Below are 16,040 nucleotides of genomic sequence, written 5' to 3'. Positions count from 1 at the left end.
CCGCCGCTCTTTCGCAATCGGGATGGCATCAATATTGCTTGCTCGGATAAGGCCCCTCCGGCATAAACTGGTGGAATGGCGTTCAGACGAGCGTCGTAGTCTTCATCCGAAATACTTGGATCATCTATTAAATATTCAAATTTCTATTATGACCCGGTTAAAAAATACGATGCCCCTGCTGCTGCTGGCGATCCTGCCTGCCGCTGTATCTGCTCAGGGCAAGATCAATAATGAGGCGAAGAAGAAGTGGGCGGAACAATCGCCGGTAACGGTAAAAACCGCTGTAGGCCCGCTGGTATTACAACCTCCTTTTAAAACAGAGTCGGCTAACAAGAACAGTAAGACCATTGATTGGCCGGAGGGACGCACACCGCAAGCACCGGAAGGGTTTACTGTTACGCGCTTTGCTGACAAGCTGGAAAACCCGCGCTGGACCTACCTTGCACCGAATGGTGATTATTTTGTTGCAGAAGCGGGTACGCGTAAAAGCGCCAACCGGATCACGCTGCTGAGAGATTTGAACAAAGACGGATCGGTAGATGAACGACATGTGTTTATCGAAGGACTGAACCGCAATTTCGGAATGCTGGTGCTGGGCAATTATTTCTACGTCGCCAATACAGATGGCGTTTATCGCTATCCGTATCAACCCGGTGCCACCAGTCTTAAAGGGGAGGGGGAAAAGATCATCCCGCTTTCTGCCAGCGGCTATAACAACCACTGGACACGGAATATCATTACTAATAAAGCAAAAAATAAAATATACATCACCGTAGGGTCTGCCAGTAACGTCGGCGAGCAGGGCATCGAAAAGGAAGAAGGACGCGCCCTGATCTATGAAGCAAATCCTGATGGCTCCGGTTTGAAAATATATGCGAGCGGCTTACGCAATCCGGTGGGACTCGATTGGAACCCTGTTACCGGAGCGCTTTGGACGGCAGTTAACGAGCGGGATGGTCTGGGTGACGATATTGTGCCGGATTACGCTACCAGCGTAAAGCGGGGCGGTTGGTACGGATGGCCGTTCAGCTATTATGGAAAGGTCAGGGATCCCCGCTGGGAAGAAGAGCCGCATGAAGACCTGGTGAAAAAATCCATCATTCCTGATGTGCCGCTGGGCCCGCATACGGCTTCGTTAGGCTTGACGTTTTATACAGGCAGCCAGTTTCCGGCGAAATACAAAAACGGGGCTTTTATCGGTCAGCATGGTTCCTGGAATCGCTCCAAACTCTCAGGATATAAAGTCGTCTTTATTCCCTTCGTTAAAGGCAAGCCACAGCCACCGGTTGATTTCTTGACCGGCTTTATTGCCAGCGAAGAAAAGAGCGAAGTATATGGAAGGCCGGTGGGCGTTACGGTTGCTACAGACGGCTCCTTGCTGGTAAATGATGATACCTCAGGTATTATCTGGAAAGTAAGCGCGAAATAGTAAAAAAAGACATTAGGTCTTCAATATTATTAACCATGAAAATTGTAAATGAGATTTGCAATTTTCATGTTTATATTTTGGGCAGTTCCTGCTCCAAAAACTGTTTTAAGTTATAATGAATAACGTTATCCTTCCCGGGATACACGTCTCCATAGGCCGTAATGATGAATTTTTTAGGTGGCTTTAATGCTTCTATACTTTCGTAAAAGCCACGTGATACCGATGCCTGTGTGCTGGTTTTTATTTCGATAGCGGCCTGAACTTTATTTCGTTTTACCAGGACCAGGTCTATTTCGGCACCGTTGTGGGTGCGGTAAAAAAATAAGGAGATGCCTGGGGAAAGCGCCTGGGCTATCTGTTCAATAACATATCCTTCCCATGATGCCCCGATAAGAACATTTCCTCTTAACTCATCCACTGTTTCAATGCCGGCAAGCCTGTGCAGCAGTCCGCTGTCGCGTATATAGATCTTAGGAGATTTGACAAGCCGTTTATTAACATTGATAAACCAGGGTTGCAGTCTTCGTATTAAGTAAGCACCTTCGAGGTAGTCAAGATAACGATGCACGGTAGGGTTTGTAACGCCAAGGGCCCGGGCATAGTTCTCAGCATTTAAAAGAGCTGCGTTATTATATGAAAGCATCCGCCAAAAATTCCGGATTAGTGAGGCGTTCAGGTTGATATGAAAAAGTTGGTTCAAGTCCCGTTCTATATAACTTCTTATGAAGTTGTCGATCCAGTCTCTGCTGAGATTCTCGGTTTTTGCAGTTAAAGCATCGGGAAAGCCACCCCGGAACCAATGCTTTTGTAAAGAAATGCTTTTGGGTAGTTCAGTAAGACCTATGGGTGTCAATTCTATGTAAGCGATTCTGCCGGCCAGCGATTCGGAGACGCCTTTTACGAGGTCTGGCGACGCGGAGCCCGTTATAATGAAGCGTCCCGGCTTTTTGCTATCATCGATGAGGGATCGAAGTACGTTAAATAGTTCAGGCATGTATTGGATCTCATCCAGTATGACGCAATGATCCTTTTGAAACTGTAAATAAGTTTCCGGGTCGGAGAGCTTCAATCTGTCCGAAGGCCTTTCAATGTCAAGGTAAACGCTTTCTTTAGCAAGATTTTTTACGATTGTTTTTGCTAAAGTAGTTTTTCCCACTTGTCTGGGACCGAGGATGGCAACAGCGGGAAACTGTTTCAACAACTCGTGTACCTTCTTGATAAGTATCCGCTTTATCATGATACTTAAAGATACTAACTAACCATGAAAATTGTAAATCTAATTTTTAATTTTCATGGTTGTGTTTTCCATGATTCGCGTCTGTATTCTAAAAGGTCGCCCGGCTGACAATCCAGCGCCTTGCAAATGGCGTCCAGCGTTTCAAGGCGGACGGCTTTGGCCTTGCCATTTTTGAGAATGGATAAATTGGACAGCGTAATGCCTACCCGCTCGCTTAACTCGTTAAGCGACATTTTACGCTTCGCCATCATCACATCAAGATTAATTATAATTGCCATACTACACCGTTAATTCATTTTCCGTTTGAAGTTCAATCCCTCTTTTAAACACCTGTGCAATTACAAACAAGGTAACGCACATGAACAACCACACATCAGCGCCGGCCAGGTTCAGATCTTGTAAATCGGGCATGGGTACCCCCCCGCCTTTCAGCCAATAAACATACTTACTGCCGAACGCCGAAAATAGGCCAATCAATAAGGCAAGAAACGCTGCCCCGGAAATAAAATGTGTGACCTGGCGGGTGAAAGGTCTTGCCAGATCGAGCTTCTTATTGTGAAGCATTTTTATGATGAGGTAAAAAAGATAAGCTTTCAACAAAGCAGTGATTGCCATCGTTACTACCTGTGCCAGGAAGTATTGATGGTCGTAGTTGAATAGGGCTGTCAGGTCCGCTTCCTGCCACAAATAAGGAACAGTTTCTGGTCGGACAAGGACGAAGATGGCATTGGTAAGTAAGCCTCCGGCCTGCACACAAAGGCCGGCAAATATGATCCAGGCAATCACCTGGAGAACCCTGAGTATAAATGTTGTTTTCATTGACGGGAGTTTGAAGTGTTCACTTGCGATGAATGGTCGCTTTTCTCGGGAGCGGATCAGATAGTAAGTTCCTGTTCCTGCTGGATCATCAGGCCCTTTTGATATACGGAGGCTACTACAAACAGTATCAGCCCGATGATGAACCCGCTGCCGATATTGACCGCCGGGCTGAAAAACATACCCGGGAACTCTTGCTGCAGAATCTGCTTCTTGATAAAATAATCAACGATCTTCAGACACTCATTGCCGATAAACAGGAAAGCCAATATATGCATGTATCGGACAATCTTACTGTGAAAAGGCCGCTCCGCAGATACATCTTTCAAAATGCTCCGGAAATACCAAAGCGTCAGAATGCCCAGGCACATGTAAAAAAGGGTAATGGCCACGTTATAATATCCGGATGGGCTGTTCAACCGCACATTGTACTTAAAATGATTTAAGATCCTGGTATAAGACGACGTTGCATTTTTCGCAGCCTGCGTATCGCCTTCACTCTTTACGCCAAAAGCCACGACATCGTAACTCTTGGTAGATGGCACGCTGCGGAAGCCTGCGATGTTAAGCAGGGAAATGATCAGGAAGCCTGCAGTTAAGAAGATCAAGGCGTAGTAGCCGATGGTGCTGATCGGCAGTAAGATGCGGATAGAGGTTCTGGCATTCATGAGTAATTATTTTTAATGCCAAAGCTACGAGTGTATTATCAATAAACAAAATAAATTTATTGTAATTCAATAAATTTATTTTGAAAGTCGTAATGTTCCTGTCTTCGACACATGCAAGACCCCTGCCGCTGATAGATCATCAGCGCTAATTTTGATGTTCTGTAAAGCCGGTTATTTATTTTCTTCTACACTGGCATCGGGCGCATTGGCTTTTACCGAGGATACGCCGTTATCGCGCGATTGACGGCTTTCGTACATCTGGCTGGTGCCGATGACTTGCCCGTTGCCTGCTTTCAAATTGAAGTAAAACTTTCCATTGACAGCATCCAGCAATTCGTATTTGGAGTTGTCAGGCGCATTGGTCTTAACAGATGCAATGCCATTCTCGCAGGCGGCCCTGCTGGAATAGCCCTGGCTGGAGAGGATCACCTGGCCATTGTCGGCATGTAAATTAAATTGGTAGTCGTCGTTTTTCCGGATAGAGATTACAAATTTTCCCATAGTAAGCTGCTTTTGTTTACCGTAAATATGCTTAAAATATTTCAAGTAAACAAATCGGGTGCATTACTTTTTTCGATTTTATTGTGTTTTTATCTCAGAAATCTCAAAGAGAATACGCAAGAAGCAAAAATAGAAAAGAGGAAAAATGTGATACATCCCAACAACTCTGCGGATCACTATAATCCTAGTACTCCTTTTAATTTGCTGTACCCGTTGCGGCTTACATTTATTTTGGCGCCGTTTTTTAATACGGCTACGTGGCCATCTTTTTCATAAGGGTCGATGCGGGTGATCTCCTGGATGTTGACAATAAACGAACGGTGGCTGCGTACAAACATATCCGCCGGAAGAAAGGATTCGAAGAATGCCATCGTTTTATTCTTCAGAAAATAGCCGTCCTTGGTGAAGATCTTCACAAAGTCATCTGCAGCTTCAAGGTATAGCACTTCCTGCACCGGTATGATCTTGATCTTACTGCCGTTTTTCACCACAATGCGGGTGTTGCTGCCGGGCAGTTGGGCATCGTTGAGGAGTTCTTTGGTCTGCTCGGCCATAGCAGGCCGGTTCTGGGCCTCAAACTTGGCCACTGCTTTATCAAAACGTTCCTGGTCAAAAGGCTTCAGCAGGTAATCAATAGCATGCGCTTCAAAAGCCTTGATCGCATATTCGTCAAAGGCCGTGGCAAACACGACCGCGGGCGGGTTTTCCACCAGCTCGAGCATTTCAAATCCGCTGATCTTCGGCATTTGTATGTCGAGGAAGATCAGGTCGGGTTCGTGTTCCTGTATGGCTTTCAGTCCTTCAAAGCCGTCGCCGCATTCCGCCACCACTTCGAGTTGGGGATGTTTTTTCAGGTATTCTTTAACCATGCTCCTGGCCAGGAACTCATCATCTATAATGATTACTTTACTCATTGCTGCTGAGGGATTTTAACAGTTGTTTCAAAAATTGTGTCGTGCACCGCGGTCGTTAACAGATCATTTCTTGCGAAGAGCAAATATAATCTTCTCTTAATGGAAGATAATCCGAACCCGGTGCCTTTTTTGGGCATGGACGTTTCCGGATCAAATGGATTTTTCACGCTGATGATCAGCTCATTTCCATCCGAACGACAATCGATGGTGATCAATGTCTGGCCGGTTGTGTCGTACAGCCCGAACTTTATGGCATTCTCTACGATCGGCTGTAATAAAAGCGTTGGCAGCAAGGCTGGCTTGCATCCGTCACTAATGTTAATGCTGGTCTGCAGCCTGTTGCCGAAACGTACCTTTTCGATTTCAAGATATAGATTGAGGTATCCTATTTCTTCTTCCAGGCTTACCATTTGCGACTCTTCTTTTTTAAGCGTGCCGCGCAGGAAGTCTGAAAGCTGCTGCACCATTTTCCGTGCCAGCTGCGGATCAAGGCCGATGAGCGCATTGATCGAGTTGAGGCTGTTGAATAAGAAATGCGGTTGAAGCTGTTGCCTGAGTTTGAATAACTCCGCTTCCCGCGAAAGGGCTTCTACATCGGACTTTCTCTGTGCCTCTTTTTGTTTTTCCTGCCAGTTGTACCACAGGATGGAGGCAATGGTAATGATCGTCAGTACCAGGAAAGCGAATGCAAATCTTATGACCAGCGAATTGTGTAAGAACGGCAGATAGGCGGTCTCCCCGGTGAAAATAATTTTAAGAAAGCTGTTAGAAACCAGCAGCCAAAGCGCCGCCAGGATCAGAGAAGAGGCCACTACGCCCACATATTGATAGGTAGTCGGCAGATAATACTTGGTGATATTTAAGACCAAAAGCCCTGCAAGAAACAACAATGAAATACTCAGGAAGCTATCCACCAAAGCAATGCTGAGCTGGAAATTGAGCCGGTGCAGGATCAGCGCCTGCAGGATGATCAGCAGGATCCATCCGGCGATAAGCGAACCGATAAATCGTTTTTCCGATAAGGGAGAAGGCATTATTGATCAGGGTTATGATATAGGGTTCATAGTTGACAGCTCTCTATCAATAACCGTAAACTATGAACCATTAGCTAAATTAAAAACTTTTGATGTCTATTCCGCCAAATATTACGGTTCCCTTGATCAGCAAAGTTTTATTGATATCCGGCACACCCTGCATCACGCGTTTATCCTTCACTTCTCCCATGATCGCTACCGCTTCGGAGATCACGTTCCAGTTGGAGGGTACGATCATAGTAGCTCCGCCAAAGAGTGCGGTCACGTCCAGCACGGCTGTTCCGTTGATATCTGCCTGTGAAAGGTCTATTTCGCTGCCACCAAACACGTTGGTCATATCTCCACCCTTGAAACTCTTTGAAAAAACTTTCTTTTTTGAGCCGCCAAAAATGGAGGTCGTGTCGATATAATCCTGTCCGCTGGCGCCCGCCAGTGGCGCTGTGCCGCTTTCGTCAAACTGGATATAATTTTTGGACCCTTTAGGCCTGAAGATGAAGAACAGACCGGATCCGATCAGGATGATCGGGAGAATAAACCGCTTCAGCTCCCCAAAGACAAAATATTCGTTAATCAGAAAAATGGAACCGATCAAAACCATGATCATCCATCCCGGCCCTTCGAAATTTTTACGGATACCGATAAAGATACCCAGGGCAATTAAGAACATCTGCCAGGAAAAGATAAAGTCGGGCAGATCGATGCCGATACGCCTTAAAAGATATACGATGCCGACAACCAACAAAAATCCACCAATCCAAAGGTGGCTTTGAGAGGGTTTGGGCCGAAAGCTGTTAGGGTCCGGTTGAGGGTAGCCGCCCGGCTCACTTTTATACATTTCTGTGTTGTATGGATTGTTTTCGCTCATTGTTTTCAATTTTAAGTAAAAATAGGACGACGCAACGGCGTGTGCAACACGTTTATTGTATATAAACTTAATATATCGGTGAATGTGGGGGTTCGGTCGGTGAGTGGCAGGATGCTTAAAAACCGGTACGTCCGCACAAAAGGAGTTTTCGTGATATCAATCAAGTTTCCCCGCATTTTTATCTTATAAATTCAAATCGATTACCGTCAAATAGTCCTTTATCGCTTAGCTTCAATTCCGGGATCACTAACAATGCCATAAAAGAAAGCGTCATAAAAGGGGCGCTTAACCGGCTGCCCATTTCCCTGGCTTTTGCATCGATCGCTGTATACTTTTCGGCAACCGTATAGCCATCTTCCGTGCTCATGAGTCCGGCCACCGGCAATGGTAATATCATTTCTTCTTGTTCATGGCCTGCAACACTGATACCTCCTTTATGAGCGATCACCAGGTTCACCGCCCTGCACAAGCTCTCGTCGTCAACGCCGACGGCCACAATGTTATGACTGTCGTGCGCTACTGAAGAGGCAAGCGCTCCTTTCTGCAATCCAAAATTTTTAATGAACGCGGTGGCTATCGGGGCATCGTGATACCGGTTCACTACCACGATCTTCATCAGGTCGCGTTCCACATCGCTCACGATCTGCCCGTGTTCTATTTTGGGCGTGAACTGAAGTCGGCGGGTGATCAGTTGTCCGTCCAGCGCTTCGATCACGGGAATGGTTTGTTCATTACCGGCCATGATGCCGAACTGGCTTACTTCTTTGGGCCGGCAATCGAAGAAGTTGATCAGCTCCGCCGGCTGCGATGCAATCAGCGTGCGCCCTCCATCGGCTACCAGTTCGCCGTTGATATAGGTCTGCAACACATTGAACTGTTCCAGGTTATCCACCAGGATAAAATCGGCCGGATCCCCGATATTCAGCAATCCTACATCGAGTTGATAATGTTCCACCGGGTTGACACAGGCGGCCTGCAGCACATGAAATATATTGATCCCTTTGGCGACGGCGCGGGCGCACAGCTGGTTGATATGCCCCTCCACCAGGCTATCCGGATGTTTGTCATCGCTGCAAAACATGATCCTGTCGGGATATTGAGGCAACAGATCGATCAGAGCTTCAAAATTTTTGGCGGCACTGCCTTCGCGTATCAGTATTTTCATGCCAGCCTGCAATTTATCGAGCGCTTCTTCAGCTGTAAAACATTCATGATCGGTAGCAGCCTGACCCGAAGGTGAACTCAATGTTTCCGCATACTTTTTCGCGTCAGCGCCACGCAGTCCGGGCGCATGTCCATCGACGACCTTCCCTGCCTCATGGGCTGCTTTTATTTTCTGCATCACTTCCGGATCCTGGTTCAATACTCCGGGAAAATTCATCATCTCGCTGAGATACCTGATCTCATCTTTCTGTAACAATGAAGTGACTTCTTCAACACCTAATACAGCACCGGCGGTTTCAAACGAAGTGGCAGGCACGCAGCTCGGCGCTCCGAAATTAAATTTCAAGGGAACCGTTGCGCCATTGCTGATCATATAATTGACGCCGGGAAGCCCGCAAACATTGGCTATCTCGTGGGGATCGCTCACGGTGGCCACTGTGCCATGCACTGTTGCCAGCCTCGCAAATTCCGAGGGGATGAGCATGCTGCTTTCTATATGTACGTGGCTGTCAATAAACCCGGGTAGTATAAAAGGCGCGGTGTCGCTAAGACCTTCCATTGGCTCAATAGACGTGATACGTCCGTTGCTGATGACGATCTCAGCTGGGGTAATACTTCTGCTCTTAATGTGGACAAACCGGCCCTGGATCTGAAATGATTTCAACGATAAAATTGTATAGTTAATAAATATCCGGAACGGCGTACCGGGTGGAACAAAACTAACTATAATTCACTCACTTCACAACCAGAGTGAAGAAGTTATAAGCTTTTGATTAGCAGAAGAAAATTAGAAAAAGTGGAGCGGGTTGATTAGTTGGACTGGATACCTTCTTCCAGTTCTGTTACCAGCTGTTGTAAATGTTGCCCGATCCAGTCAGGAATGGCTTGTGTTGAGTGGAGCGTCCATTCATTATCAATTTTGCTCAGCCGGAAAAACAATCTGTTGCCGCGGTCGTCTGCTGTATCAACATCAAACACGTAGTCACCAGCGTTATTGTTTTTTTTATAGTTGAACTCCCGTAACCTACCGTTGATTTTTACCAGTCTGCTGAAATGTATAATCTTTACAAATGAAGTGTGCATTGCCAGAATAAGATATTTAATTAGGCCGCAAATATTGTACCGGTCAGGTATATTTTGATGAAGTACAATATCGGCGACAGCGCCATTAAGCCGTCTAAGATAAAATAAAATAAATAATCATTCTTGGTTTTTGTGGCATTAGCGTACAAGCCAAAGGTTAAGATGATAGGAATCAATAAAATAAAATTATCCACAAGAGAGAGGGAGGCATACCAGCCGAGGACGGGGATGCTGATTACATTAAGAATGACAAATATATCAAAGAGTTTTTTGACTTTCTGATTGGGAAGCAGGGTGACGAAGGTTTTCACCCCGGTCGCTTTGTCGTACTCCTTGTCGCGCAGATCAAACAGGATACAAATAGGGAAGATGAGGGAAAACCTGTTGAAAAAAAACAGTCCAAACGCCGTGCTCCACTTTTCCTCCAGAATAAAAAACGGCAATGCTGAAGTGATATAGGTCCACATTAACGCCAGCAGGATCGTTTTGCCGAGGATGAATCTTTTGAGAGAGATAAACGGCTGAAAAGGAAACTTGGGTGCAGTGTACATCAGTGTGAGGAACACGGCGGGTAATATCCATTTGATGTAACTAAACTCCTTCAGCAAAAAGATGCAGCATCCGACGGAACTGATAAGAAAGAACAAGGCATGTATCCATTTATTTCTTGCCAGCCAATACGTCCGGGAGGCCGTGACCTCAGTGTTTTCATCAGTAAGGTACCAATGAATGCTGTAACTGGCGAGGGTGGAAAAAAACAGGAAGCCGGCAAAATGAGGCGGCGGAAATCCTAATGCAAACAGATGGGTGCTGTATCCGGCCATCGCTACCGCGCAAAGCGCGATAAAAATGTTGCTGAAGACAATAAAATCGAAAAATTTTCTGTTGTAGGAAGCCCGCAATTACATCTATTTTTGTTATTCAAAAGTATTTAAAAATTAGATGGATATTGGCCCGCAGCAGATAACAAATATTTTTAACGGCACATTTGATTTTGATGAAACCTGCGTTGAAGTGTTCCGTTTTCAGTATCATCACAACGACATTTATAGAAAGTTCGTAGATGCGTTGGGTGTTCGGGCCGGTGATATCCATCATCATACGCAAATTCCTTTTTTACCGATCAGGTTCTTTAAAAGTCACCCGGTCACTACCACACCCTTCAACGCGGAGCTCGTTTTTGAAAGCAGCGGCACTACGGAAACGATCAACAGCCGGCATTATGTAAAGGAAGCAAGCATTTATGAAGCGAGCTTTAACCGGTGTTTTGAACAGTTCTATCAACAGCCGGAAGATTGGTGTATATTAGGTTTGCTGCCTTCTTATCTGGAGCGGCAACACTCGTCTTTGGTGTATATGGTGCAACACCTCGTTGCGCGAAGCGGGCACGAGCAAAGCGGTTTTTACCTGAACGAATTTGACAAACTTTTTGCAACGATCCAGGAACTGGAGGCGAAAGGACAACAGACACTGCTTATCGGCGTTACTTTCGGTCTGCTCGATTTTGCAGAACAACATCGGCTTCCGTTAAAGCACACCACCATCATGGAAACCGGGGGTATGAAAGGGAGAAGAAAAGAGATGATCCGGCACGAAGTGCATGATGTTCTGAAACAAGCGTTTTCGGTGGATGCGATACATTCTGAATACGGGATGACCGAACTCTTGTCGCAGGCTTATTCCAGCGGCGGGGGGCTGTTCCAAACACCGGCCTGGATGCGTATCGTGTTGAGAGATGAAGACGATCCGTTAACCATAAAGCAAAGCCCGGCTGCCGGCAAAACAAGAGGGCTGATCAATGTGATCGATTTGGCCAATATCTATTCCTGCAGCTTCATTGCAACGGATGATCTGGGGGTGTTGCATGCGGATAGCAGCTTTGAAATTACCGGCCGCAGGGATAACAGCGATTTAAGGGGATGTAGCTTAATGGCGATTTAAGAATCGCGCTCCGCTCCCGGTCCGAATTGTGTGGTCGGCGGGTAAACGAATGATATTAACGAATCAGGAAATCGAAACAGATTATGCTGTTTCCGGACTGTTACACATTGAACCGGAAATGCATCACATCGCCATCTTTCACCAGGTATTCTTTTCCTTCAATTCTTAATTTCCCCGCTTCGCGGCAGGCCGCTTCGCTTTTGTATTGCAGGTAATCGTCGTAGCCGATCACTTCTGCTTTGATAAATCCTTTTTCGAAATCGGTGTGGATAACGCCGGCGCATTGCGGTGCTTTCCAGCCTTCGTGGAAGGTCCAGGCTCTTACTTCCTGCACGCCGGCCGTGAAGTAGGTATTCAGGCCCAGAAGCCTGTAGGCAGAGCGGATCAACCGGTTTAACGCCGGTTCTTTCATTTGATATTCATCCATAAACAAAGCTTTATCGTCCGGATCTTCCATTTCAGAGATCTGCGCTTCGATAGAATTGTTCATGATGATGATTTCAGCGCCTTCTTCCTCAGCCACTTTTTTCAAAGCTTCGGAATATTTATTGCCTGTGTGCATGGACGGCTCGTCCACGTTGGCCACGTAAAGCGTAGGTTTATCCGTCAGCAAAAACAGATCAGCGATTGCTGTTTTTTCTTCTTTGGTTAAATCTAATGAGCGGATGCTTTTTCCCTGTTCCAGGTGGGCTTTACATTTTTGCAGCACTTCCAATTCCGGCTTCGCTTTAGGATCAGTCTTGGCTTGCTTTTCCTTTTTCTGGATTTGTTTGTCCACGCTGTCCAGGTCTTTCAGCTGCAACTCAGTATCGATGATCTCTTTGTCGCTCACAGGATTGATCGCGCCTTCTTCGCGCAATACGTTTTCATCTTCGAAACAACGTATCACATGAATGATAGCGTCCACTTCGCGGATATTGGCTAAAAATTTGTTACCCAGCCCTTCACCTTTACTGGCTCCTTTCACCAGGCCGGCGATATCCACGATCTCAATTTGTGTAGGCACGGTGCGGTCGGGCTGAACCAGTTCCGCCAGCTTGGAGATACGCTCGTCCGGAACATCTACCAGGCCCACGTTCGGTTCGATGGTACAGAAACGATAGTTGCTGGCTTGCGCTTTGGCGCTATTGCTTACGGCATTAAATAAAGTTGATTTTCCTACGTTGGGTAATCCGACTATTCCTGCTTGTAAAGCCATATTTTATTGGAGATTTACGATTTTTAGATGTATGATTTGATCACAAAAGTCCGCAAAGTTAAGTGTTATGGCTGAATAGGAGGAGGGGGAAGGGCAAATGTTGAGGGAGAAGAAGAATAACCCAATGTGTTCGGTTACCTGGCCGGCCAGTCAAAGGTCTACGAACAGGCGCGACTTATTATTAAGTCGGGTTAAGAAAAGTATTATTTTTACTGATTATGGTTTTAAGCAGAATCTGGAGTGCCTTTATTATCATAGCATTGGCAGTCGCCCTTGGAAAGTTTGTGTTTCAGCCGGGGCAGGAACTCATTTTCACCCAAATGGTGACCGGCAAAAGTGGCGACACCACTTATGTAAGGGACATTAACGCTGCCATGCTTCCGGCTCCGCTGCAATCGAAAGTAGCCACCGGACAGACGGTGACCTGGGAAGGGCATCAGGTGGCCGCCCGCGAAGATGGCCGCGTTGTGGCGTACAATCTCCAGGCTACCAATGGCGTGTTTGAAACGACCAAAGATGCCGTGATGCTCTGCATCGGGCTGATAGGCATTATGGCGTTATTTCTGGGATTTATGAATATTGCCGAGCAGGCGGGAGGCGTCAGGTTTTTATCCAGGATCATCGGCCCTTTTTTTTCAAAGATCTTCCCGGAAGTGCCCCGCAATCACCCGGCGATGGGACATATGGTGATGAATTTTTCGGCCAATCTCTTAGGGTTGGACAATGCGGCCACGCCATTCGGTATCAAATCAATGGAAAGCCTCCAGGAGCTGAATCCTGATAAGACGAAGGCTACCAATGCGCAGATCATGTTCCTGTGTTTGCACGCGTCCGGCCTCACTTTAATACCTACCGTGATCATAGCAGACAGGGTAGCCCTGAAATCGCAGTTTCCCACGGAAATATTTATTCCCTGTATGATCGCCACGTTTGTAGCAACGATCACCGCCATGACCATAGTGGCTTTTAAGCAGGGCATCAAAATATTTCAGCCCGTGATTATAGCGTGGGTGTTGGGTATTACCGCCATTTTTTCGGCGTTGATCTTATATGTCCGGACACTTGACATACAAGGGGTTCAGCTGTTTTCGACAAGCCTGAGTAACGGCCTGATCTTGCTGATCTTCCTGCTGATCATTGCCGGTGCTATTTATAAGAAGGCGCCCATATTTGACGCCTTCATCGACGGGGCCAAAGGCGGATTTGACACAGCGATTAAGATCATTCCCTACCTGGTAGGCCTGTTGGTAGCGATCAGCCTGCTGCGTAACAGCGGCGCTTTTGATTTTGTCATGGACGGGATCAAAGCCCTTTTTGCGTTTTTCGGCGGCGATGCGCGCATCGTAGACGCATTGCCTACCGCTATTCTAAAACCCTTTAGCGGCAGCGGCGCCCGTGCGATGATGATCGATACTTTGAAAACACACGGCCCGGACTCCTTTGCAGGAAATCTTACCTCAGTATTCAGAGGATCGGCCGATACAACCTTCTACATCATCGCAGTTTATTTTGGTGCCGTAGGCATAAAAAATACCCGCTATTCTGTCGGAGCGATGCTGCTGGCAGACTTAGCGGGTATCATCACTGCAATCGCAGTGAGTTATTTATTTTTCAGGTAGATTATCTTTTTACATCCCACCAGATACGCTTGCCTGTATAGGTAGGCGAGGTTGCGTCTGGATCAGCAAGTTTAACCTGGTCTATATTATAACTGATGCCGTATACGGTTACGTTGAATCTTCTTGGCCAGGTATTCGTTCCCGGAAAGGCAATCGCATACACATTTCCTGGTCTTTTAAGACCCTTGTAAACACCCACCGATTCGTTGTAGTTTCCGGAAGCGTCCGTGCAATACTCCATTCTCCGCACATCATTGAATAATTCGGGAGAATAGGATAGCGCGATGTATTTCTGGATCATGATATGGCTCAATGTCAGATCAGATGCATTTTGCACTACGGAAGAACTCGCCAGGAAGGCGTCCGGATCAATTCCCAAGATCTTGCAATGGTCCGCAATACCTTGTTTGTATGCCTGTAAAGCCAGCTGTCTGTTGCCTTTATTCAAATAGATCTCCGCTTTGATAAACTGCATTTCCGAGCTGGTAAGTAAAAGGCCTTTTGAACCTTTTGCTGTATACCAGGTTCCTGTCGTGGTCGCGGCGGGTCTCAATGGAAGATAATCAGGATTGCCTGAGGTAATTCCGGCGGTGGTTAGGTTTGGTATGTCTACACCTTTTGTACGAACCGAATCTGTTCCGTTGATTTTGTATGGCACAAGAATTTTCAGTCGCGGATCCTGGACATTGGCAGTACCGGTTGGTGCTCCTGTGTAGTTATTCAATAAATAGTCGATGTATAATTTAGAAACACGGGTGGCACTGTTGTTTTGATACTGGAGCGCGTGGGTGGCAGAAAAGCCAGAAACGGCTTCATCCTGGTATTGAAATATAGCACTTTCACCAACGGTTTGGGGGCCTTTAGCAATCGACGCCAAGATAGCATCCGGGTCATATTTATTTGTCTTGGATAGATGGTTTAAAAATCTTGCTTTCAAACCATAAGCTAATTTTATCCACTTATTAGCATCGCCCTGATAGAGATAATCGCCCTCGGATAAGGCCGGGGCTCCAGCGTCCTGAGTTTTCCCAAGATAAGTGATTGCTTCATCCAGCATCGGTAAGATTTGCTCATAGATATGATCACCCTGGTCATATTTTGGGCTCATAACAGTGCTGTTAAACGCTTCATCATAAGGCACCATGCCATACATATCGGCCAGATTTCCAAAACCCCATGCCCAAATGATCTTACCAACACCTATGTAATGGTAGGCACCTACTTTCTCAGCCGCATCATATAAATAGGGAATATTGACAGCCGAAAAAATATACCAGGATTGGTAAGGCCAGTTTACGGCGGCGGAAGTGATTTCCCACGAAGCCAGTTTGTAGTTATTGCTCGAAGTGCCGGTGGCCGCCAATTGCCCGGATATCAGTGCAGCCCTGGTGCCAGCGCTTTCATAGCCATCGATAAATTGAGCCATAATGGCCGGTAGCCTGATTTCAGCAGTGGCTACTTCGGCGGTCGGATTATTAGGGTCAGCATTTACGTCAAGCCATTTTTGGCAGGAGGTTGCTGTTAAAGCCGATAACAGCACGGTCATGTATATTAATTTCTTGTTCATTTTG

At 46.4% G+C, this 16,040-nt stretch carries 16 protein-coding genes; 3 read left to right on the top strand and 13 right to left on the bottom strand.

The annotated features are described in order from the left end of the window. Positions 1-148: 148 nt before the first annotated feature. Complete coding sequence (locus tag ACU37H_RS08040) at positions 149-1,429, top strand: PQQ-dependent sugar dehydrogenase (protein ID WP_472702043.1); 1,281 nt, start codon at positions 149-151, stop codon at positions 1,427-1,429. Positions 1,430-1,499: 70 nt separating this feature from the next. Here ACU37H_RS08040 and ACU37H_RS08035 read toward each other — a convergent pair whose 3' ends face one another. The 11 genes from ACU37H_RS08035 to ACU37H_RS07985 all read right to left on the bottom strand — a co-directional run bounded on the left by ACU37H_RS08035 (position 1,500) and on the right by ACU37H_RS07985 (position 10,613). After that, positions 1,500-2,666, bottom strand: a complete 1,167-nt coding sequence (locus tag ACU37H_RS08035; protein ID WP_472702044.1) for an ATP-binding protein — start codon at positions 2,664-2,666, stop codon at positions 1,500-1,502. Between the two features lie 53 nt (positions 2,667-2,719). Next, entirely contained in the window at positions 2,720-2,944 is a 225-nt protein-coding gene (locus tag ACU37H_RS08030; RefSeq protein ID WP_472702045.1) for a helix-turn-helix domain-containing protein, read from the bottom strand. A gap of 1 nt (position 2,945) precedes the next feature. After that, positions 2,946-3,485 (bottom strand): DUF2975 domain-containing protein, encoded by a 540-nt coding sequence (locus ACU37H_RS08025; RefSeq protein ID WP_472702046.1) that lies wholly within the window; start codon positions 3,483-3,485, stop codon positions 2,946-2,948. 56 nt (positions 3,486-3,541) lie between these two features. Next, on the bottom strand, positions 3,542-4,150 hold the full coding sequence (locus ACU37H_RS08020) for a DUF2975 domain-containing protein (RefSeq protein ID WP_472702047.1): 609 nt from the start codon (positions 4,148-4,150) through the stop codon (positions 3,542-3,544). A gap of 171 nt (positions 4,151-4,321) precedes the next feature. Beyond that, on the bottom strand, positions 4,322-4,651 hold the full coding sequence (locus ACU37H_RS08015; protein WP_472702048.1) for a YegP family protein: 330 nt from the start codon (positions 4,649-4,651) through the stop codon (positions 4,322-4,324). A 176-nt stretch (positions 4,652-4,827) separates the two neighbouring features. Beyond that, on the bottom strand, positions 4,828-5,565 hold the full coding sequence (locus tag ACU37H_RS08010; RefSeq protein WP_472702049.1) for a LytR/AlgR family response regulator transcription factor: 738 nt from the start codon (positions 5,563-5,565) through the stop codon (positions 4,828-4,830). Beyond that, complete coding sequence (locus ACU37H_RS08005) at positions 5,562-6,599, bottom strand: sensor histidine kinase (protein ID WP_472702050.1); 1,038 nt, start codon at positions 6,597-6,599, stop codon at positions 5,562-5,564. The genes ACU37H_RS08010 and ACU37H_RS08005 overlap by 4 nt, the downstream gene beginning before the upstream one ends. A gap of 79 nt (positions 6,600-6,678) precedes the next feature. Further along, on the bottom strand, positions 6,679-7,464 hold the full coding sequence (locus ACU37H_RS08000; RefSeq protein ID WP_472702051.1) for a LiaF transmembrane domain-containing protein: 786 nt from the start codon (positions 7,462-7,464) through the stop codon (positions 6,679-6,681). Between the two features lie 178 nt (positions 7,465-7,642). Next, positions 7,643-9,292 carry an adenine deaminase gene (gene ade / locus ACU37H_RS07995; RefSeq protein ID WP_472702052.1) on the bottom strand — a complete coding sequence of 550 codons (1,650 nt, stop codon included), beginning with the start codon at positions 9,290-9,292 and terminating at the stop codon, positions 7,643-7,645. 146 nt (positions 9,293-9,438) lie between these two features. After that, a complete protein-coding gene (locus ACU37H_RS07990; RefSeq protein WP_472702053.1) occupies positions 9,439-9,711 on the bottom strand; it encodes a hypothetical protein in 273 nt (90 codons plus the stop codon). Between the two features lie 20 nt (positions 9,712-9,731). After that, a complete protein-coding gene (locus tag ACU37H_RS07985; protein ID WP_472702054.1) occupies positions 9,732-10,613 on the bottom strand; it encodes a UbiA prenyltransferase family protein in 882 nt (293 codons plus the stop codon). Positions 10,614-10,653: 40 nt separating this feature from the next. Between ACU37H_RS07985 and ACU37H_RS07980 the strand changes: the two genes are divergently transcribed. Beyond that, positions 10,654-11,652, top strand: coding sequence for a long-chain-fatty-acid--protein ligase (locus ACU37H_RS07980; protein ID WP_472702055.1), 999 nt, complete (start codon positions 10,654-10,656; stop codon positions 11,650-11,652). Positions 11,653-11,752: 100 nt separating this feature from the next. On the opposite strand, the gene ychF is transcribed toward ACU37H_RS07980, so the two are convergent. Further along, a complete protein-coding gene (gene ychF, locus ACU37H_RS07975) occupies positions 11,753-12,850 on the bottom strand; it encodes a redox-regulated ATPase YchF (RefSeq protein ID WP_472702056.1) in 1,098 nt (365 codons plus the stop codon). Between the two features lie 218 nt (positions 12,851-13,068). Between ychF and ACU37H_RS07970 the strand changes: the two genes are divergently transcribed. Further along, entirely contained in the window at positions 13,069-14,469 is a 1,401-nt protein-coding gene (locus tag ACU37H_RS07970) for a nucleoside recognition domain-containing protein (RefSeq protein ID WP_472702057.1), read from the top strand. A 1-nt stretch (position 14,470) separates the two neighbouring features. On the opposite strand, the gene ACU37H_RS07965 is transcribed toward ACU37H_RS07970, so the two are convergent. Beyond that, a complete protein-coding gene (locus ACU37H_RS07965) occupies positions 14,471-16,036 on the bottom strand; it encodes a SusD/RagB family nutrient-binding outer membrane lipoprotein (RefSeq protein ID WP_472702058.1) in 1,566 nt (521 codons plus the stop codon). Between the last annotated feature and the right edge of the window lie 4 nt (positions 16,037-16,040).

This window comes from Niabella sp. ZPM-14 (genome assembly GCF_055693045.2).
Note: the sequence above shows the minus strand (reverse complement) of the source record. Positions and strands in the feature narration are given on the sequence as shown.

What these genes read in the sequence shown, in the direction of transcription:
- ACU37H_RS08040 (WP_472702043.1), top strand. Translation starts at nt 149, where the DNA reads ATGACCCGGTTAAAAAATACGATGCCCCTGCTGCTGCTGGCGATCCTG.
- ACU37H_RS08035 (WP_472702044.1), bottom strand. Translation starts at nt 2,666, where the DNA reads ATGATAAAGCGGATACTTATCAAGAAGGTACACGAGTTGTTGAAACAG.
- ACU37H_RS08030 (WP_472702045.1), bottom strand. Translation starts at nt 2,944, where the DNA reads ATGGCAATTATAATTAATCTTGATGTGATGATGGCGAAGCGTAAAATG.
- ACU37H_RS08025 (WP_472702046.1), bottom strand. Translation starts at nt 3,485, where the DNA reads ATGAAAACAACATTTATACTCAGGGTTCTCCAGGTGATTGCCTGGATC.
- ACU37H_RS08020 (WP_472702047.1), bottom strand. Translation starts at nt 4,150, where the DNA reads ATGAATGCCAGAACCTCTATCCGCATCTTACTGCCGATCAGCACCATC.
- ACU37H_RS08015 (WP_472702048.1), bottom strand. Translation starts at nt 4,651, where the DNA reads ATGGGAAAATTTGTAATCTCTATCCGGAAAAACGACGACTACCAATTT.
- ACU37H_RS08010 (WP_472702049.1), bottom strand. Translation starts at nt 5,565, where the DNA reads ATGAGTAAAGTAATCATTATAGATGATGAGTTCCTGGCCAGGAGCATG.
- ACU37H_RS08005 (WP_472702050.1), bottom strand. Translation starts at nt 6,599, where the DNA reads ATGCCTTCTCCCTTATCGGAAAAACGATTTATCGGTTCGCTTATCGCC.
- ACU37H_RS08000 (WP_472702051.1), bottom strand. Translation starts at nt 7,464, where the DNA reads ATGAGCGAAAACAATCCATACAACACAGAAATGTATAAAAGTGAGCCG.
- ACU37H_RS07990 (WP_472702053.1), bottom strand. Translation starts at nt 9,711, where the DNA reads ATGCACACTTCATTTGTAAAGATTATACATTTCAGCAGACTGGTAAAA.
- ACU37H_RS07980 (WP_472702055.1), top strand. Translation starts at nt 10,654, where the DNA reads ATGGATATTGGCCCGCAGCAGATAACAAATATTTTTAACGGCACATTT.
- ychF (WP_472702056.1), bottom strand. Translation starts at nt 12,850, where the DNA reads ATGGCTTTACAAGCAGGAATAGTCGGATTACCCAACGTAGGAAAATCA.
- ACU37H_RS07970 (WP_472702057.1), top strand. Translation starts at nt 13,069, where the DNA reads ATGGTTTTAAGCAGAATCTGGAGTGCCTTTATTATCATAGCATTGGCA.
- ACU37H_RS07965 (WP_472702058.1), bottom strand. Translation starts at nt 16,036, where the DNA reads ATGAACAAGAAATTAATATACATGACCGTGCTGTTATCGGCTTTAACA.